This is a genomic window from Halobiforma nitratireducens JCM 10879 (assembly GCF_000337895.1).
GTDB lineage: Archaea > Halobacteriota > Halobacteria > Halobacteriales > Natrialbaceae > Natronobacterium > Natronobacterium nitratireducens.
In genome coordinates this window covers 1-19,049 of the sequence record NZ_AOMA01000122.1, presented here as the reverse complement: position 1 = coordinate 19,049, position 19,049 = coordinate 1, and the positions used below count along the sequence as shown (strand labels likewise).

The window sequence follows — 19,049 nt, the reverse complement described above, 5'->3', positions numbered from 1 at the left end:
AGCCACCGCAACGACGAGGACGATGCTCACGGCCACGAGAGCCCACTGGCGCTTCACAGTCGTCGTAGAGCCGGTGTCTACGTATAGCGTTTGGTGCGGGAATCGAACGCCCGTAGGCAGGGGACCATCATCGATTAGTATAACCCGAGAATACACTACACTATGCGAACGCCAGCACCCGACACTCGACCCGTCGCACTGACGATCGCGGGCAGCGACTCCGGCGGTGGGGCCGGGATTCAGGCCGATCTCGCGACGATGACAGCCCACGGCGTCTTCGGGACGTCGGCGATCACGGCGGTCACCGCCCAGCACACCCGCGGAGTCGAATCCTCGTTCCCGCTTCCTCCGGACACGGTCACAGCCCAGATCGACGCCGTCACCGACGACTTCGCCGTCGGTGCCGCCAAAACCGGCATGCTCGCGACGACGGAGATCGTCGAGACCGTCGCCGATCGTGCCGGTTCCTTCTCGTTCCCGCTGGTCGTCGACCCCGTCATGGTCGCGACGACCGGCGACCGACTGCTCGAGCCCGACGCCGAAGCCGCCTACGAGCGGCTGCTCGCGGAGGCGACCGTCGCGACGCCCAACGCAGACGAAGCGACGGTGTTGACCGGTATCGAGGTCGTCGACCGGGAAAGTGCCCGGGAGGCCGGCGAGGCCCTACTCGAACTCGGCGTCGACGCGGCGCTGATCAAGGGCGGGCACGTCCCCGGCGAGACGGTTCGGGACGTACTCGTGACCGCGGACGGAGAAACGGCGTTCGAACACCCACGCGTCGGCACCGAGGCGACCCACGGCTCCGGCTGTGCGCTTGCGGCCGCGATCGCCGCCCGTCTGGCGGTCGACGCCGACCGCGACCTCGAGGACGCCGTCGGCGGCGCGACCGACTTCCTGGCCCGTGCGGTCCGGTACCACTACGACGTCGGCGAGGGTGCCGGCACGGTCAACCACGCCGTCGACCTGCGGAACCGGGCTGCCCGGGAGCCGACTGCCGAGGCGGTCGAGGCCGTCGTCCAACAGCTCGTAGAGGCCGACGCGTCGGCGCTCGTCCCGGAAGTCGGGACGAACGTCGTCGGCGCGACCCCATTCGCGGAGACCGTCGACGAGACGGCCGCCGTCGAGGGCCGGCTCGCCAGGACCCTGTCGGGTGTCCAGCCCACTCGAGGCGTCCGGTTCGGGGCATCGAGTCACGTCGCCCGGTTCCTGCTGTCGGCCCGCGAGTTCGCCCCAGCGTTGCGATTCGCGGCCAACTGTCGGTTCGCTCCCGACGTGGCAGACGCCCTCGAGGAACTCGACTGGACGGTCGGAGAGTACGACCGCGCGGACGAGCCCGCGGCCGTTTCGGAGACGGACGGCGAGACGATGGGCTGGGGAGCACGCCAGGTCTTCGCCGACCGTGAGGAGCCACCCGTCGCCGTCGTCGATCGTGGCGACGTGGGCAAAGAACCGATGACGAAGGTCGTCGCCCGCGACGCCGAGACGCTCGCGGAGCGACTCGGCTCGCTGAACGCCGCGCTCGAGGAGAGCTGAGACGGGTTACTGTCGGTTCCGGCGCAACTGTGACCCGGCCGCCGGCTGCACCGGGAAGTCGGGACGGCAATCCCTCCGAGTCGACTGGTGTGTACGCTCACTCGGACGACTCGTGATCCAGCTCCGGATCGAACAGGTCCTCGATCCGGCAGTCGAAGTGTTCGGCGAGCTTGAACGCCAACTCGAGTGAGGGATCGTACCGTTCGCGTTCGATCGCGTTGATCGTCTGTCGGGTTACCCCGACGCTTTCGGCGAGTTCTCCCTGGCTCTGTCCGGCCGCCTCGCGACGTTCGGTCACCTCGTTTTTCATGGATCAGTTCCGCCGGCTGACGATCGTATAACAGGCTCCGTAGAGGAACGCGAGCGCCGAGACCGCGTAGATAGCTCCCCACAGCGTCGCCCCGATCGTCAGGTAGCCGCCGGCGTCGAGTACGTACAGGGCCGGAACGGTACTGAGCGTCGCCATGGCGACGATACCGATCGTCAGGCCGCTGGCGCGGTTGTGGAGCCGAGTATCGCGTTCGTCGAGGATCGTCTCGTCGGTGGCGTACGGATAGCCGAACGTGACTCCCATCACTATCCAGACCGCCACGAGATAGACGACGGTCCCGACGAGACGCTCGTCGACCACGATCCCCGCAAACAGGCCGAGACAGCCGACGAGAGTCAGGCCCCAGACCAGTCGTTCGTACGCTTGCTTCCGTCCACCGAGCCGATCGAGAGTCGGACGCACGCTGTCAAACATGCTTTACAGTAAAGCACACTTTACACCTACTTAAATGTTTTTGACGGCAGCTCGACTCTCACGCTCGGAGATCGGTGCCGGCTCGAGTGGCTTCGATCCCCTGCCCTCGGGTGCCGGAAACCGAACGCTCAACTGGGGGAGAGACGTTACCTCGAGCCATGGTTGAGAACCCGTTCGATGTCGAGGTCCGCGTCGGCGAAGTGCTCGCGGCCGAATCGTTCACCGAAGCCCGGAAGCCGAAGATGACGAAGCTGTGGATCGACCTCGGCGAGGACCTCGGCGAGGTCCAGTCCGCGGCCCAACTCGATCACCACTACGAGCCCGCGGCACTCGAGGGACGACAGGTCTTGTGTGCGACGAATCTGGGGGAAGTACGGATCGCCGGTTTCGAGTCCGAGGCGCTGACCGTCGGCGTCCCCGACGAGGAGGAGTTCCCCGTACTGGTCGAGCCGGACGAGGAGGTCCCGCTTGGGGGCCTGCTGTTCTGATCGACACCGGCGGACCCAACAGGAAAGTTATACGTTCGATCGGAATCACGATATCGTATGGGCACTGGGTCGCCGGGTGGTGGCACGAACGTCGAAGGAGAGTCGCCGCGGATCGAGCCGACAGTCGAGACCGACGAGGCGACGCTCACCGACGATGCCGAACTCGAGCGGACGCTCGGACTGACGGGCGGGCTCGCGATCGGCATCGGAACGATGATCGGCGCGGGTATCTTCGTCTTTCCGGGGCTGGCGGCGGAGCAGGCCGGACCCGCGGCGTCGGCGTCGTTCGCCATCGGAGCCGTCGTCGCCTTGCTGGTCGCGCTGCCGGCCTCGGAACTCGCGACGGCGATGCCGAAGAGTGGCGGTGGCTACTACTTCATCTCGCGTGGGCTGGGAACCCTCGCGGGGACCGTCGTCGGCCTCTCGCTGTGGTTCGGGTTGGTCTTCGCGACGGCGTTTTACCTCGTCGGCTTCGGCTTCTACGCGGTCGATACGCTGGCCGAACTCGGCATCGCGGTCGGCGAGGAATTGGTCATCCCGATCGCCCTGCTGTTCGGTGCCGGGTTCACCGTCCTCAACGTGACCGGAACCGAGAACGCGGCGAAACTCCAGAACGGGATCGTCGCGCTGTTGCTCTCGATCCTGGTCGTCTTCCTTACCTACGGCGGGCTCGACGCGGCCGGGGTCGTGGGCGAACCGAGCGTGCCGGAGCAGTTCGCGCCCGCTGGGATCTTCCCCGTGTTCACGACCGCCGCGCTCGTGTTCACCTCGTATCTCGGCTTCGCACAGGTCGCGACCGTCGCCGGCGAAATGAAAAACCCCGGCCGGAACCTGCCGCTGGCGATGGTCGGCTCGGTACTCGTCGTCGGCGTCCTCTACGTGGTGACGATCTTCGTCGCGACGAGCGGACTCGGGAGCGAGACCCTTGGCGACCTCGGTGAGACGGCGATGGTCGAGGTCGGTCGCCACTATCTCGGCCCCGTCGGAGCCGTCGCGATCGTCTTCGGCGGCCTGCTGGCGACGATGTCCAGCGCGAACGCCTCCGTTCTGAGCACGTCCCGCTCGATTTACGCCGTCTCGAGGGACGCCCTCCTACCACAGGAGGCGAGCCGGATCAACCTCCGGTACGGCACGCCACACGTCGCACTCGGGATGGCCGGCGGCCCGATCCTCGTGTTGACCGCGACCGGGAAGGTCGAACTGCTCGCGGAGGTCGCCTCCTTCCTCCATCTGGTCATGTACGGGCTGATCTGCGTCGCGCTGATCGCCCTGCGTCGCGACGAACCCGAGTGGTACGATCCCGACTTCCGGGTGCCGGGCTACCCCGTCGTCCCAGCACTGGGTGCGGTCTGTAGTTTCGCGCTGATCCTGTTCATGGACTGGACCTCGCAGCTCATCGGTGTCGGGATCATGATCCTGACTACCGTCTGGTATTTCTACTACGCCCGCGACGTCGACCTCAAAGGCAAACTATGACACGCATACTCGTTCCACTGGCGATACTCGAGGGAGAATCGGTGTCGGCCGGGCTCGCCGACCTGCTCAAGCCGATGGACGTGACCGTGCTGGGCTATCACGTCCTGCCCGAGCAGACGCCGCCCGACCAGGCACGGCTGCAGTACGAGGACCGCGCGACCGCCGCGCTCGAGGACCTCGCGACGGAGTTCGGGGCTGCGGACGGCACCGCGGACTACCGGCTGGTCTTCACGCACAATCGAAAACAGACGTTCGACCGGGTCGCCGACGCGACGGGAGCGGACGTCTACGCCATCCCGGGCGCGACGGGGCCGGTCGATCGCCTGCTCGTGGCGCTGACCGGCGACGTCGCCGTCGACAGGATTCGCTCGTTCGTCACCGACCTGATCGGCGACCGCGATATCAGTGTCACGCTGTTTCTGGCAACCGACGACGAACGCGCCGGTGAGCAACTGCTCGAGGCGACTGCCGTGACTCTCTTCGACGAGGGGCTCCACGTTCGGACCGAACTCGCGGTCGACGAGCCGCCGCTCGAGGCGCTCGTGAACGCGGCCGCCGACCACGACGCCATCGTCATGGGCGAGCGAGCGCCGTCGCTACGGACGCTCGTTTTCGGCGAGGAAGCCGAACGCGTCGCCGCCGGGTCGGTCGGGCCGGTGCTGGTGGTCAGACGTCTCGAGGACGATGACTGATCCGGCCCCTCGAGCGAGGCGACCCGGATCAAATCCAGAGATAGAGCCCGACGTGGGGGAGCAGGAACCCCGCCAGAACTGCCACCGCGGCCGGCGGCGACGCCATCCAGAGCGCCGAGTAGTCCCCTGCTGGATGGCCGCTGTATACGGTGGTGACCACGTCGAAGACGAGGTAGAAGCCGGTCATCAGGAGCGATATCACGATTACTGACGCGGCTGCACCGTCGAACCCGGCCCAGAGAAGCACCGCCGCAACGCTGACGACGCCGACGGTCTGGACGAGTTCACCGGCACCGACGTACAACTCGAGGTGTCGGTAGTCGGGATCGTACTCTCGATATCGCTTCTCGTAGCGGTCGAACTGCTCCGGGCTGATCCATTCGTCCCCATCACGGAGCGCGACGTGCTGTGGTACGTCTCCCATCACGATCCTGATGTCCGACGCGGGGACGCCGACGACCCACCGGCCGGCCGCGTAGTGTCCGCACTCGTGGACGAAAATCACGCCCAGCACGACCAGTGCGGACGCGATGAGACTCGAAAGGAGACCGAACATGGCCGTTTCATCTCATAAACAGCACATAATAGCGTCGAACTGTCCGACGAACCACACACGGTGACTCTGGTGATTCGGAGCCGACAGTCAGACTCGAGTCATCGAGGTTCGTCGTCACCCGTTTCCTCGGTTGTCGAACCGTCGCTCCGTTCGGCGTTGCGTGTGTCGTGTGAGCCGGAATCGCCGTCGAGATCGACGGCGTCGGCCGCGTCGTCCGTGCCGTGCTCGAGGTACTCTCCACGGATCACGACGACCGGATCGACCGTCCCTCTCGCCAGCGTCTTCGCTCGGTCCCGGAAGATAAACCGACGGATCGACGGTCGACTCTCGCCGACGACCAACAGGTCGTGGTCGTCAGCGGCCCTGAGGATTTCCCGGGTCGGCGAGCCGTCGACGACGACCGAGACGGCGATCCGGTCGCGGTCGACGCCCGTGGCTGTGAGTTCCGCTGCGGCCGTTTCGAGGAGGTCCGTCGCATCCTCTCGGTCGCTTTCGTCCGCGACCACCCGGAAGAACGTCACCTCGAGGTCGGTGCCCGCCACCAGCGTTCCGAGGAATCCGGCGATGTACTCGAGGTTGACGTCACTGCGGACGGCGACGAGCACGGACTCGAGTTTCGCGGCGGGGTTGAGCAGTAACACGGCGTCACAGTCTTCGGCGAGTGCGACGCGTTCGAACGTCTGCAGCCGATCGTGGGTGAACACGAGCCGAGTCGAAACGTCCTCGCAGCCGGCATCCTCGAAGACTGCTCGAAGCGCCTCGAGTTCGGCCCGGACTCGGTCGCCGTACTGGTCGCGCGCCTGGTCAGTGCCGATCTGGTCCGGGATCGTCCGGTAGGCAAGCAGCGTGATCGGGACCGACGCGAACGCGTCGACGACCGACTGTGGGACGCCTTCGCCGCCGAGGACGTCGACGGGGACGAGCACGCGGTGATCTCGAGAGGCGGCCATCGTGTTCCGGTCGACTACCACGTCCGGCGTAATAGTACCCCGACAGGAACGGCCACGTTCGCCGCGGATCCCGCAGGGTTTTTGCGGTGGAACGCCACGCCTCGCGTATGACAGAGGCGACGGGGATCGTCGGTGAGTTCTTCTCGCTGAAAGAAGAGACCGATGCGGAGCTGCTCGCGATGCAATGTGGCGACTTCTACGAGTTTTTCGCCGAGGACGCCGAGACCGTCGCGGCCGAACTCGACCTGAAGGTGTCCCAGAAGTCCTCACACGGCTCGTCGTACCCGATGGCCGGCGTCCCGGTCGACGACCTGACGCCGTATCTCAAGGCCCTGGTCGAGCGTGGCTACCGGGTCGCCGTCGCCGACCAGTACGAGACCGACTCCGGACACGCCCGCGAGATCGTCCGCGTGGTGACGCCGGGTACTCTGCTCGAGACCAGCGACGCCGACGCACAGTATCTGGCGGCGGTGGTCGCCGGCACGGACACGAACGGGAACGGGAACGGGACGGCCTCGGGAAGCGACGATTACGGGCTCGCGTTCGCCGACGTCACCACTGGCCGCTTTCTCGTCGCGACGGCCGACGACGCCGACGAGGCGCTGACCGAACTGTACCGATTCGACCCCGTCGAGGTGTTGCCCGGGCCCGACGCACGGACCGACGACGACCTCCTCCATACCGTCCGCGAGCGGATCGATGCCACGCTCACCCTCCACGAGACGGAGGCGTTCGCGCCCAAGCGGGCCGCCCACGGGGTTCGCGATCAGTTCGGTTCCGAGACAACCGATCGACTCTCGGTCGACGACGCCGCGATCGCGGCTGCCGGTGCCGTACTCGACTACGTCGAGGAGACCGGCGCGGGTGTGTTGGCCTCGATGACGCGCATCCAGGCCCACCACGGCGACGACCACGTCACGCTGGACGCGACCACCCAGCGCAACCTCGAGTTGACCGAGACGATGCAAGGCGACAGCGAGGGGTCGCTGTTCCGGACGATCGACCACACCGAAACGAGCGCCGGCGGCCGCCTCCTGAAAGAGTGGCTCCAGCGACCACGACGGTCGCTCGAGGTCCTCGAGCGCCGCCAGGAGTCGGTCGCCGCCCTCTCGTCGGCTGCACTCGCTCGCGACGAACTCCAGGACCGACTGGGCGAGGCCTACGACCTGGCTCGCCTGGCTTCGAAGGCGACCCACGGGAGTGCAGACGCCCGCGACCTGCTGTCGGTGCGGGACACGCTCGCCGTGTTGCCCGCACTCGCGGAGACGATCGAGTCGACTCCCGAACTGGCCGAGTCGCCGCTTTCCGAGATCGTCGCCCGACCGGACCGCGAGGCCGCGGCCGACCTCCGGGAGACGCTCGCGGACGCGCTGGCCGAAGAGCCGCCGTCGACGGTCACCCAGGGTGGGCTCTTCCGGACGGGATACGACCCCGAACTCGACGAAGTGATCGAACGCCACGAGGCCGTCGAGGAGTGGCTCGAGACTCTCGCCGACCGCGAGAAGTCCGCACACGGACTCTCACACGTCACCGTCGACCGGAACAAGACCGACGGCTACTACATCCAGGTCGGCAAGTCCGCCGCCGACGGCGTCCCGGACCACTACGAGGAGATCAAGACGCTGAAAAACTCGAAGCGGTTCACGACCGAGGAACTCGAGGAGAAAGAACGCGAAATCCTGCGACTCGAGGAGCAACGCGGCGACCTCGAGTACGACCTCTTCGAGGAGTTACGCGAGACGGTCGCCGACCGTGCGGAGCTGTTACAGGACGTCGGGCGGGCACTCGCGACTGTCGACGCGCTGGCGAGTCTGGCGACCCACGCCGCCGAGAACCGCTGGGTGCAGCCGGAACTGCATCGTGATGATCGCCTCGAGATCGACCAGGGACGACATCCGGTCGTCGAGCAGACGACGGAGTTCGTCCCGAACGACGTCGCGATGGACGAGGATCGAGGCTTTCTCGTCGTAACCGGTCCCAACATGTCCGGGAAGTCGACGTACATGCGCCAGGTCGCGTGTATCGTCCTGCTGGCCCAGATCGGCAGTTTCGTTCCCGCCAACGACGCCGAGATCGGGCTGGTCGACGGCATCTTCACCCGCGTCGGTGCGCTGGACGAGTTGGCACAGGGTCGGTCGACGTTCATGGTCGAGATGAGCGAACTCTCGAACATCCTCCATACCGCGACCGAGGAGTCGCTGGTCATCCTCGACGAAGTGGGCCGTGGCACCGCGACCTACGACGGCATCTCGATCGCCTGGGCCGCAACGGAGTACCTGCACAACGAGGTCCGGGCGAAGACGCTGTTTGCGACCCACTACCACGAGTTGACCGGGCTCGCCGAGGAACTCCCCCGCGTCGCGAACGTCCACGTCGCCGCCGACGAACAGGACGGCGACGTCACCTTCCTTCGGACGGTTCGTGACGGCCCCACGGACCGATCCTACGGGATTCACGTCGCCGACCTGGCCGGCGTTCCCGATCCCGTCGTCGACCGGGCGAGAGGGGTCCTCGCGCGGCTGCGCGAGGAGAAGGCCATCGAGGCCAAGGGCGGCGGCTCGAGCGATCCGGTCCAGACGGTGTTCGACCTCTCGAGTGGCCAGTTCCGTGGGGAGGCGAGTGCGGACGGCGGTGACCCGGACGGCGACACAGAGACGCTCGACACCGAGACGCGGACGGTCATCGAGGACATCGAATCGGTCGATGTCGCCGAGACTACCCCGGTCGAGTTGCTCTCGAAGGTACAGGAGTGGCAGGAGCGACTCGAAAGCGAGTGACACGCACCGAGCGAAAATTACCTCTTCAGGGTACTTCGCGAACGATACCCGACGCTGGAGCCCAGTCCCGCAGATCAGTCCTCGAGGGTGACGGAAAGCGGGGTTTCGTTCTGAACGTTGTCGCTGACGGGACAGCGCTTTTCGACCTCGGCGAGCCACTCCGTGAGGGTCTCGTCGTCCGCGTCTGCGTCGACCGAGATCGTCGCAGTGACCTCCTGGTAACCGGCACGAACGTCGTCGCGTTTCCCCATGAATTTGGCCGGGTCGAGCTCACCCTCGAGGTCGATCTCGACGTCGCGCAGTTCGAAGTCGTACTCGTCGGCGACGACGTGAGCGACGACGTTGAGACAGCCCGCCAGTGAGCCCAGGAGATACTCCACGGGATTCGGACCGTCGTCCGTTCCGCCGAGGGATGCCGGCTCGTCGACGACGAACTCGAAGTCTCGCGCGGTGACTGCTGTTTTCGTTGCACTTTCGCCAGTCGCCGAGACGCTGAACCGTTGTGTTTGCGATTGATCCGTCATGCTTTGCATTTCGCCCCTCAAGTATTCGAGTGTTTCGGCCGAAACAGAAACATATGTTCACTGGTTAAGCCAATAGCATGCTACTGTAAAACAATACCGAGATAAACGCATACATTCGGGAGGAGCGTCGATGCGAGATCGGACAGCGGAACGGCTCCGTGATGACGTGCCCAGAAACGACGGCGGGCCGAGGCCGGAGCAGACGACCCACGTCAGGTGGCAAGCGACAACGTCGTCGGCGTCTCGTTCTCGATGTTGTCGCCGACGGGACAGCGTTTTTCGACCTCGGCGAGCCACCCCGTGAGGGGCTCGTCGGCCGCGTCAGCCTCGACGTCGACGGTCGCGTCGATTCGCTGGTAGCCGGCACGGTCCGCGTCGCCGTTGCCCAGGAATTTCGCGGGGTTCAGGTCGATCTCGAGATAGATATCGATCGACTCGAGATCGAACCCGTACTCGCGGTGCCGCCGCTCTCGAGCGATTCGTCGACGACGAACTCGAAGTCGCGCGCCGAGACCGTGGTCTTCGCGTGACTCTCGCTCGTCGCCGCCACCTCGAATCGCTGTGTCTGGGCCATATCAGTCATCACTTCCACCATGCGAGCGGTTGATAGCCGGATTCTGCCGCCCCTGATTGGTAAACGGTATCAGTAAGATTTCGATCGGTCGAACCCCATAGCGACAACCTGGCCGAACGGATCGCCGACGGACGATGGCTACGCCACTGACTGTGCACGAAATCGCCCAGTCTCGGATACCGGTAGCTCGGGCGACTGGTGGGAACTCCACACGGACACACGGCGTGACGGTGCTCGAGTGGTATCGCATTGACGCACGATGTTTAGACTAGGCTAATTCATAATTTAGATACAAAAACCTCAAGTGAAGTCAACTCACACAAGTATTCAATGAGGTCTGACGAAAGCAGTTCACGTGTCGTATCGCGACGAAGCTTTACCGCACTCACCGGGGGAACGCTTGCTGCGGGGTTGGCCGGCTGTCTCGGCGACGATCCACAGGACGATGACAGCGACGATAACGGCAGTGCTACTGGCAACGGTGATGCGGAGTACACGATCTTCGCGTCGATGCCTGCTGTCTGGGACTTCGTCCGCCAGGTCGCTGGCGAACACATGGAGGCAATCGACCTCGTTCCGGTCGGCGAGCACGGCCACGACTGGACCCCAGAACCGGGGATGGTCGAGGAACTCGACATCGCAGCCGGCTTCGTCTACCTCCGTGACTTCGCGGCCTGGCAGGACGACGCCGCAGACCAACTCGCGGAACGCGACGACGTCGTCGTGATCGAAGCGACCGACGGAATCGAGTTCTTCGATAGCCCGGCGGAGGACGACGACGAACACTTCTGGATGGACCCGATCGCGTGCCAGGAAGGTGTTCTGAACGTCGCCGATGGCCTCGCCGAGATCGACCCCAACAACGCCGACGACTACGAGGCAAACGCCGAAGCGTTCAACAACGAACTGGAGCAACTCAACGACGATATCCACGACATCGTCGACCGGGCGGAACTCGAGGACATCGTCGTCGCCACCCACGACTCCTTCCAGTGGTGGAACCGTCGCTACGATATCAACATTCACTCACCGGTCGGCACGTCGCCCGACGACGCCGCCTCGGCAGCCGACGTCGAGGAAGTCGAAGAGTTGATCGAGGACCTCGGGATCGAACACGTCTGTTACGATGTCGGTGAACCAGCCCCGCTCGCTGACTCGCTCGCCAACGAGGTCGACGCCGACATCCTGCCGTTGTCACCGATCGAAACCCAGATCGATGGGAGTCCGGAGGTCGATCCAACCGTCGAGATGGAGCCCGACTGGGGGTACGTCGAGCACTTCCGTGAGATCAATCTGCCGACACTCGAGACAGCGCTCAAGGCAGAGTAGCAGTAGCCTATTCAAAACATCTGGGTAGCCAGGGAAATTTACTGTTCAACAAATCAACACACAATGACTCGTGCAATCAACGTCGAAGACGTTACCTTCGCATACGACGGCCAACCGGTGTTGCGGGACGTAACTATGTCGGTCGACGAAGGCGACTTCGTCGGACTGATCGGACCGAACGGCTCGGGAAAGACGACGCTGTTGAAGATCATGCTCGGTCTGCAGACGCCCGATTCCGGCCGCGTCGAACTGTTCGGGACGCCAGCAGCGGAGTTCTCCGAAGGGACCCGCCTCGGGTACGTCTCACAGCAATCGACCGAGGCCGAGACGATGATGCCGGTCACCGTTCGGGAGGTCGTGACGATGGGTCGGTATCCACACGCCGGCAGTCGACGACTGACCGACGAGGATCGGGAGATCGTCGACGACGCACTCGAGGAAGTCGAGATCACCGACCTCGCTGACCGACGGATCAACCGCCTGTCGGGTGGGCAGCGACAGCGAGCGTACATCGCTCGGGCACTGGCCTCCGAAGCCGACCTGCTTGCGCTCGACGAACCGACCGTCGGCGTCGATGCCGACTCTGTCGACGCCTTCTACGCTCTCTTGGACGAGCTCAACGATCAGGGAATCACGATCGTCCTGATCGAACACGACATCGGCACCGTCGCCGAGCACGCGAGCACGATGGCCTGTCTCGACTGTGAACTGTACGAACACTGCGAGACGGACCGGTTTCTCGAGAGCGATGCCCTCGAGCAGGCGTTCAGTTCGGCCCGCGTCGTCAGCTCTGCCGGGCTCGCTGCGGGTGATTGACCGTGGCGACCGAACACGTCGGCTCGAGCTACGGTTTCCGAGAGGAGTACACGGTCGTGGGTGCTCTCGCCGCCGTGATGGTTGCCTCCGGGCTCTTCATCCTCGGGTGGCTCCCGGCACTCGCCCCCGGTGCGTGGCCAACGCTGTTCGAACTCTCGCTTGGCGGCTGGTCGCTCGAGGTTCCGGTGCCGCGAGAGTGGTCGTTCGTGACTGTCGGCTTTCCGGAGCTGTACGAAGCGTTCTGGGGGGCGACGTGTGGCGCAGTCGGGTCGTGGCTCGTCTGTAGTGGCTTCCTCCAGCGGGGATTCACCGCCGGGGTTCTCATCGGGATCACCGCACCGATCGTCGGCACCTACCTCGTCAACCGGCAGATGGCGCTGATCGGTGAGGCGCTTGCACACACGGCGTTCGGCGGCGTCGCGATCGGGCTGTTCGTCGGTGCGGCCGTGCCACGGTTCGATTATCCACTCTTGTTCGCCCTCGTCACTGCAGCTATCGCCGCCCTGGGAATGCAGTACATCGCCGTTACAACCGACGGCTACGCCGACATTCCGATCGCGATCATGCTCACTGGTGGTTTCGCGGTCGGGATCGCCGTGATCTCCTACGGTGTCGTCTTCAGCGCGACCGTCGAAAGCTACCTGTTCGGGGACATCCTCTTCGTGCCTTTCGAGAACGTCCAGCTCATGGTCGCGCTCACGACGATCGTCGCGGCGATGGTCGCACTGACCCACAAACAGCTCCTGTTTATTACGTTCGATCGGGAAGCTGCGCGGCTCGCCCGAATCAACGTCTGGTTCTACGATACATTGCTGATCGTACTGACGGCGCTCGTCGTCGTCGCGGCGATGCAGGTCCTCGGAGCGATTCTGGTCGCCGGAATGCTCGTTATCCCCGTCGCCGCGGCGATGCAGCTGACGACCGGCTTCAATCGCGGGCTCGTCCTCTCCGTGGTCCTCGGACAGGTCGCAGTCTTCGGTGGGATCTTCCTCTCGTATTACTGGAACGTTGCGACTGGTGCGATGATCATCATCGTCGCGATCGTCCTCTACATCTGGTCGGTACTCGGAAAGCCGATCTGGTAGCTTTCACTCTCGAGACGGCTCATCGCCACCGACTACAGTTCACGACACTCCCCAATGAATAGACACGATCGCACTGACCGACCGCTGACGGCGACGCGCCGCGGCTCCGGACGCATCGAGACGAAATGGCATCTCCCGGCAGCTATCGACTGCCTCGAGACCGAACAGACCCACGTCGAAGACAAACTAGCCGCGGTAGGGCAGTTCGAAGATGCCATCGAGGAGATCGAGCCTGTTCGGGAACCGGCCGCGAGAGCACACGCGACCGACGGCGGTGTGACGACAATTTCTCACCGACGGTCCGAGCTGAACGACCGCTGTCGCCGGGTTCGGGCGCTGTTTGCCGACACGGTCCGGTCCTACAGTATCGAGGACGTCGACGGCTCCGAGCCGCTGCTGGAGACGATCCGGGCAGAATTCGGCGACGAGATAGCGATCGCACTCGCTCCGTCGACCGCCAGTCGATTCACTCCGCCAGTAAAGCAAGCGATACGCTCGGCGACGCGGCAGCGACGCGAGGAACTCGAGACCATGGCCCGGACACTGACCCAGGAACGCGAGTCCCTCGAGTCGACAGCGGGCGAACTCGAGCAGGTTGCGGCAGCGACTTCGTCGATGGACCCGGCTTCGCTGCTGGAGTTGGGCTTCGACGAACTCGCCGAGCGACACGAGAACCTGGAAACACAGCGTGAGCGGTGTCGTCGGCTCTGTCGGAAGCGCCAGACGCAAATACACCAGCGAGTCGGTCGACTGTCCAGGGACGACCTCGCCGAATTCCTGTACAGCGATCTTTCCGTTTCCTATCCGGTGTTGGCGACGGCCATTGCACTCTCCCGGCGCTGTCTCGATAGCCAGCGACTCGTTCGCGATCATCTAGTCCGACGCGTCTGAGTCCGCCCGCCGCGAATCTTCGGGCCTTCTCGAGATCGAGTGCGTCCGACGGGTCGAAGCGTCGGTGTCGGTAACCAGCTTCGATAGCACGGATTTGGCTCAGTATTTTGAGATACGTGGAACCTTAGTCTGACCTAAAAAATTTATTTTGGATGACAATATTTATTTTGCGGAGGGGCATAGGTGTGGGCATGCAACAGCCCTCGAGTCCCGAGGGAGTCGACGACGCACTCGGGACCAGAATGGGTCGCTCGGAGCCTCGCGGAGAGTCGGTAGACGGCGACGAGACAACGCCGGACCAATCGACACTCCGCCGGGAGGGAGCGTTCGTCGTCCTCACCTTCGTCGGGATGATCGGTGGACTTCTCGCTAGCTGGTTCGGCGGACCGTCGTGGCTCGTCTGGACCTGTTATATCGGAGCCTACGTCTTCGGTGGCTGGTACGGGCTCAAAGAGAGCATCGAGGCCCTCCAGGAGCCAGCCGTCGAAATCGACCTGCTGATGCTCATCGCGGCACTCGGCGCGCTGACTATCGGTGCACCCTTCGAGGGAGCGATGCTTCTCTTTCTGTTCTCGCTGTCGAACGTGTTACAGCACTACGCCATCGGCCGCTCGAGAGACGCGATCCGCTCGCTGATGCAGATGCGTCCCGAATCCGCTCAACTCCTCCGTAACGGAGAGGAAGTGACGGTCCCCATCGATGACGTCGAGATCGGCGAGGTGTTCGTCGTCCGTCCCGGCGATCGAATCCCGCTGGACGGCGTCGTCGACTCCGGTGAGACCACGGTCGATCAGTCCTCGTTGACCGGCGAGTCCGTCCCCGTCCCGAAAGCACCCGGCGACGAGGTGTTTGGCGGGACCATCAACGAGACCGGAAGCCTCGAGGTGCGAGTGACTCGTGAGGCCGAGGAATCTGCCATCTCGAAGCTCATCCACATGGTCGAGGAGGCCCGAAGCGAGAAGGCCCCGACCCAGCGGCTCATCGATCGGTTGGAACAGCCGTACGTCTTGAGCGTCTTCGCCTTTACCGCGGTCGCGATCGCATTTCCGCTGGCGCTCGGTCACGAGTTCGACTCCACGTTCTACCGCGCGATGACGCTCATGGTCGCCGCCTCACCCTGTGCTGTTATCCTCTCGACGCCAGCCGCAGTGCTCTCGGCGATCACTGCCGGTGCACGTCAGGGCGTTCTGTTCAAAGGCGGCGAACACGTCGAGCGGACCGCGACCGTCGACGCCGTCGCCTTCGACAAGACCGGCACGCTCACCGAGGGCAACACCCGACTGACCGACGTGACGACCCGTGACGGGGCGAGCCTCAAGGGTGCCGACCGACTGCTCGCACTCGCCGCGGCGGTCCAGTCCCGCTCGGAGCACCACTTGGCGGAGGCGACCGTCGAGGCTNGGCTGCCGAAGAGCGGGGACTCGAGACGGCCACTGCGAGTGGCTTCGAAGCCGTCGTCGGCAAAGGAGTCCACGCGACAGTCGACGGACGGACGATCCACATCGGTAACGCCCGCTACTTCGAGACGGTGACCGACGGAGAGACGATCGCGGGGCTCGAGGACGGTCTCGCGGCCGTCCGATCGCTCGAGAACGACGGGAAGACGAGCGTGCTCGTCGCCCGCGAGGATGGGGGCGACCTCGAAGTCCTGGGCTGGCTCGCCTTTACCGATACGATCCGTGAGACCGCCGTCGAGACGATCGAACGCCTGCGCGAGCTCGGCGTCGAGCAGATCGTCATGCTGACCGGCGACAACGAACGCGTTGCCCGATCGATCGCAGCGGAACTCGGGATCGACGAAGTATACGCGGAGTTGCTGCCCGAGCAGAAAGTCGACCGGATCGAACGCCTCCAAAAGCGCCACGAGGCAGTGGCGATGGTCGGCGACGGCGTCAACGACGCTCCGGCGCTCGCCACGGCGGACGTAAGCGTCGGGATGGGCGGTGCGGGGACCGACGTCGCCCTCGAAACCTCCGAGGTCGTGCTAATGTCCGACGACCTCGAGAAGTTGCCGTATGCACTCGCACTCGGCCGGGAAACGCGTAAGACTCTGTTCGTGAACCTCGCCATCGCGTTCGGCGCGATCGCGATCATGGTCGGGGCGATCCTCACCGCGGGAATTCCGCTTCCGCTCGCGGTGATCGGCCACGAAGGATCGACGGTGCTCGTCTGTCTGATCGGCCTGCGGCTGATCGGCTTCGAGGGGCCGTGAGCCAGCCCGCAGTACTCGTAACCGGGGTCCCTTCGAGCCCACATCCCGAAGTCGTGGTCCAGTCCAGAGCCGGGCAGGGGTATTGTCTAAGTGACAGTTAACCCGGTGGAACGCCGACGCCAGGTGGAAGCGACCGCCCCCGTTCGGTGGTGTGCGGAGTCACGAATGAGTGCCTGGGCTGCGGTCGTCGGACGGATAAACGCCATCGACGGTTTCGTCTCGCTACACGATTTCGATACCCAGCAGATGCCGTTGGGACCGACTGGAGTGTCTCGACGACGTGAGCGTGTGCGTGAGCGACCCACCCGCTGCCTCGAGTGCTTCGACGATCTGGCAGTGTCTCTCGATATCCCCTACTCGAGACGTCGAACTTTCTCACCCCAATGAATTAGACGCGGCTAATCCAGAAATTAGCCATAACAACTTTTAACTATCTCCCCGGCGTCGTTCGAAATGCGTTCCGGAGACGGAGCGCAACCGTAGCTACCAGGTGAGTTCCTGCGGTTGATCGAGAGCGGCGTGGTCAGTCCACTCTCTCGGTCGTACTCTTGCTCTTCCGCGACGAACGAAGCTCGTAGTAACGCGTAACGACGACGCACCCGGACGCCCGTCGGTCAAAACGAAATGTGTGACGTCGATTGCGGGCCGTCGTCTTCGTCCTCGTCGTCCTCGAGGCCTCCCCGTCGGAGGAAATCCCGCTCGTCGTCGGTGAGATAGACGGTTCCATCCTCGACCTCGGTATCGACTCCGGGAAGTGTCGTGTCGGCTGCAGGGCCGTTGTCGCAGTCGCCCGAACACGCATCGAACATCGAGCCGTGGCGGGGGCAGACGATCTCACCATCCCTGATCGCCACACCCCGTCCAGTATCGAGTCGCTGGGACTCGTGTGTACAACGATTGATCCAGGCCTCGACAGTGATGTCGTCTCCGTTTTCGCTGCCAGTTCCTTCGTCGCAGGGAACGAGAAAGACTTCTTCGTCGTCGCCGTTGCCGTCCCGCACTGTGAACAGCCACGAGCCTTCCTCGCGGACCGTCTCGACGGACGTGAGTCGCATCCGAGCGCCCATACTACAGGCTCCCGCTCGAGGTCGGAAAGCGTTCCGGACGGTCCGTCGTGGTCGGTCGACGACTCGAGAGAGAACGGAAAGCCGACGAAACGTCACCGTTAGGAGTCCCCGGCGGCGACTACGGGTATGGAAGTCCCGTGCGTCCGCGTCCCCCGAAAGGAGGGCGAGGAGACGCGTCGCGAACTCGCCGAGACGGACCTGATCGACGACGACTACGAGATCGCCGTCGCGGACGGCTCACTCTATATTCCGGTTACCGACCCCGAGGCCGTCGCCGACGACCTCGAGATCGTCGTCCGCGGGGCCGCGGAACGTGACGATCAGGTCACACCCGCCGACCTGCTCGAGTTCGACCCCTCCTACGAGCGACTGGGAAGCGCCGCCTTGCTCGACGAAGACGATTCCGACCGTGCCGACACGATCGCAAACGCCATCCTCGAGTCGGACCTCCCGGTCGAGACGGTGCTGAACAAGGCCTCGAAGGTCAAAGGCGAGACACGGGTCCGGGACTGGGAGTTGCTGGCCGGCGACGACACGGAAGTCGTCCACCGCGAGTACGGCTGTGAGTTCCTGCTCGATCTCTCCGCGGTCTACTTCTCGCCACGACTCGCGACGGAGCGCCACCGCGTGAGCCAACAAGTGACCGAAGACGAACGCGCGTTCGACATGTTCGCCGGCGTCGGCCCCTTCGTCGTCCCGTTCGCGAAACGCGGGGCGGAGGTCGTCGGCGTCGACGTCAACCCTGACGCAGTCGAGTACCTCGAGGAGAACGCCCGCCGTAACGGGGTCGAAGATCGCGTGACTGCGATCAACGACGACGTACGCGAGGTGACCGACGAGTACGCGGACTGGGCCGACCGCGTCGTGATGAACCTTCCACACAGCGCCGACGAGTTTCTCGAGTCGGCAGTCCAAGTTGCCGGTGACGACTGTGTCTTCCACTACTATGACATCCAGCACGAGGACGATCCGTTCGGCCCCGGCGAGCGAGTGATCCGCGAGGTAGCCGAGCCGGAGTACGACGTAACCGTCGAGACTCGTCACACGGTTCGGTCGTACGCACCCCACGAACTGAACGTCTGTCTGGACGTCCGACTCGAGCGGAAGAATCGGACCGCGTAACACGGTCGCACGATCGATCCGATTCGCAACCCTTATTGCTGGTATCGACCCTACGAATGAGTGCGCGCCGGTGTAGCTCAGACTGGCAGAGCGAATCCTTCGTAAGGATTAGGTCGAGGGTTCAAATCCCTCCACCGGCTTCCTTTTCAAATTCGAGCCTTTGCCTGCTGGTATCAGTGTTAGTAGTCACACTTCTCGAAGCGGCCTGAACC

Annotated in this window: 17 protein-coding genes, 1 tRNA gene and 1 pseudogene; 13 read left to right on the top strand and 6 right to left on the bottom strand. The window is 64.3% G+C overall.

The features are described from left to right. The first annotated feature begins 162 nt into the window (after nt 1–162). Nucleotides 163–1,533 carry a bifunctional hydroxymethylpyrimidine kinase/phosphomethylpyrimidine kinase gene (gene thiD, locus C446_RS11910; protein ID WP_006673358.1) on the top strand — a complete coding sequence of 457 codons (1,371 nt, stop codon included), beginning with the start codon at nt 163–165 and terminating at the stop codon, nt 1,531–1,533. Nucleotides 1,534–1,630: 97 nt separating this feature from the next. On the opposite strand, the gene C446_RS11905 is transcribed toward thiD, so the two are convergent. Further along, nucleotides 1,631–1,843: a helix-turn-helix transcriptional regulator gene (locus tag C446_RS11905; protein ID WP_006673357.1), complete on the bottom strand. Its 213-nt coding sequence runs from the start codon at nt 1,841–1,843 to the stop codon at nt 1,631–1,633. Nucleotides 1,844–1,846: 3 nt separating this feature from the next. Then, nucleotides 1,847–2,278 (bottom strand): DUF2178 domain-containing protein, encoded by a 432-nt coding sequence (locus C446_RS11900; RefSeq protein WP_006673356.1) that lies wholly within the window; start codon nt 2,276–2,278, stop codon nt 1,847–1,849. A gap of 158 nt (nt 2,279–2,436) precedes the next feature. On the opposite strand from C446_RS11900, the gene C446_RS11895 reads away from it, so the two are divergent. Genes C446_RS11895 through C446_RS11885 form a run of 3 tightly spaced genes read left to right on the top strand, consistent with a single transcriptional unit; the run spans nt 2,437 to nt 4,934 of the window. Next, nucleotides 2,437–2,766 (top strand): tRNA-binding protein, encoded by a 330-nt coding sequence (locus C446_RS11895; protein WP_006673355.1) that lies wholly within the window; start codon nt 2,437–2,439, stop codon nt 2,764–2,766. 57 nt (nt 2,767–2,823) lie between these two features. Then, entirely contained in the window at nt 2,824–4,242 is a 1,419-nt protein-coding gene (locus C446_RS11890; protein WP_006673354.1) for an APC family permease, read from the top strand. Further along, on the top strand, nt 4,239–4,934 hold the full coding sequence (locus C446_RS11885) for a universal stress protein (RefSeq protein ID WP_006673353.1): 696 nt from the start codon (nt 4,239–4,241) through the stop codon (nt 4,932–4,934). The genes C446_RS11890 and C446_RS11885 overlap by 4 nt, the downstream gene beginning before the upstream one ends. A gap of 28 nt (nt 4,935–4,962) precedes the next feature. Here C446_RS11885 and C446_RS11880 read toward each other — a convergent pair whose 3' ends face one another. After that, nucleotides 4,963–5,490, bottom strand: a complete 528-nt coding sequence (locus C446_RS11880; RefSeq protein ID WP_006673352.1) for a hypothetical protein — start codon at nt 5,488–5,490, stop codon at nt 4,963–4,965. A 98-nt stretch (nt 5,491–5,588) separates the two neighbouring features. Next, complete coding sequence (locus C446_RS11875) at nt 5,589–6,440, bottom strand: universal stress protein (RefSeq protein WP_006673351.1); 852 nt, start codon at nt 6,438–6,440, stop codon at nt 5,589–5,591. Between the two features lie 107 nt (nt 6,441–6,547). Between C446_RS11875 and mutS the strand changes: the two genes are divergently transcribed. Beyond that, a complete protein-coding gene (gene mutS / locus C446_RS11870) occupies nt 6,548–9,217 on the top strand; it encodes a DNA mismatch repair protein MutS (RefSeq protein ID WP_006673350.1) in 2,670 nt (889 codons plus the stop codon). Between the two features lie 74 nt (nt 9,218–9,291). Here the strand turns inward: mutS and C446_RS11865 are convergent, their stop codons facing one another. Next, nucleotides 9,292–9,741 carry an OsmC family protein gene (locus C446_RS11865; RefSeq protein ID WP_049920192.1) on the bottom strand — a complete coding sequence of 150 codons (450 nt, stop codon included), beginning with the start codon at nt 9,739–9,741 and terminating at the stop codon, nt 9,292–9,294. A 161-nt stretch (nt 9,742–9,902) separates the two neighbouring features. Between C446_RS11865 and C446_RS20035 the strand changes: the two genes are divergently transcribed. The 6 genes and pseudogenes from C446_RS20035 to C446_RS11835 all read left to right on the top strand — a co-directional run bounded on the left by C446_RS20035 (nt 9,903) and on the right by C446_RS11835 (nt 16,648). After that, on the top strand, nt 9,903–10,271 hold the full coding sequence (locus C446_RS20035; RefSeq protein ID WP_006673348.1) for a hypothetical protein: 369 nt from the start codon (nt 9,903–9,905) through the stop codon (nt 10,269–10,271). Nucleotides 10,272–10,645: 374 nt separating this feature from the next. After that, a complete protein-coding gene (locus tag C446_RS11855) occupies nt 10,646–11,644 on the top strand; it encodes a metal ABC transporter substrate-binding protein (RefSeq protein WP_049920191.1) in 999 nt (332 codons plus the stop codon). A 63-nt stretch (nt 11,645–11,707) separates the two neighbouring features. Continuing rightward, entirely contained in the window at nt 11,708–12,460 is a 753-nt protein-coding gene (locus tag C446_RS11850; RefSeq protein ID WP_006673346.1) for a metal ABC transporter ATP-binding protein, read from the top strand. A gap of 2 nt (nt 12,461–12,462) precedes the next feature. Next, the gene (locus C446_RS11845; protein WP_006673345.1) at nt 12,463–13,545 is read left to right on the top strand and encodes a metal ABC transporter permease; all 1,083 of its coding nucleotides are present in this window, start codon (nt 12,463–12,465) and stop codon (nt 13,543–13,545) included. Between the two features lie 54 nt (nt 13,546–13,599). Next, entirely contained in the window at nt 13,600–14,436 is an 837-nt protein-coding gene (locus C446_RS11840) for a DUF7260 family protein (protein ID WP_006673344.1), read from the top strand. Between the two features lie 242 nt (nt 14,437–14,678). Next, nucleotides 14,679–16,648, top strand: a pseudogene (locus C446_RS11835) (heavy metal translocating P-type ATPase). Between the two features lie 614 nt (nt 16,649–17,262). On the opposite strand, the gene C446_RS11830 reads toward C446_RS11835, so the two are convergent. Next, nucleotides 17,263–17,715, bottom strand: coding sequence for a Rieske (2Fe-2S) protein (locus C446_RS11830; protein WP_006673343.1), 453 nt, complete (start codon nt 17,713–17,715; stop codon nt 17,263–17,265). A 126-nt stretch (nt 17,716–17,841) separates the two neighbouring features. Between C446_RS11830 and C446_RS11825 the strand changes: the two genes are divergently transcribed. Beyond that, nucleotides 17,842–18,837 (top strand): class I SAM-dependent methyltransferase, encoded by a 996-nt coding sequence (locus C446_RS11825; protein ID WP_006673342.1) that lies wholly within the window; start codon nt 17,842–17,844, stop codon nt 18,835–18,837. Nucleotides 18,838–18,903: 66 nt separating this feature from the next. After that, nucleotides 18,904–18,977 (top strand) — tRNA-Thr (locus C446_RS11820). Nucleotides 18,978–19,049 lie beyond the last annotated feature (72 nt).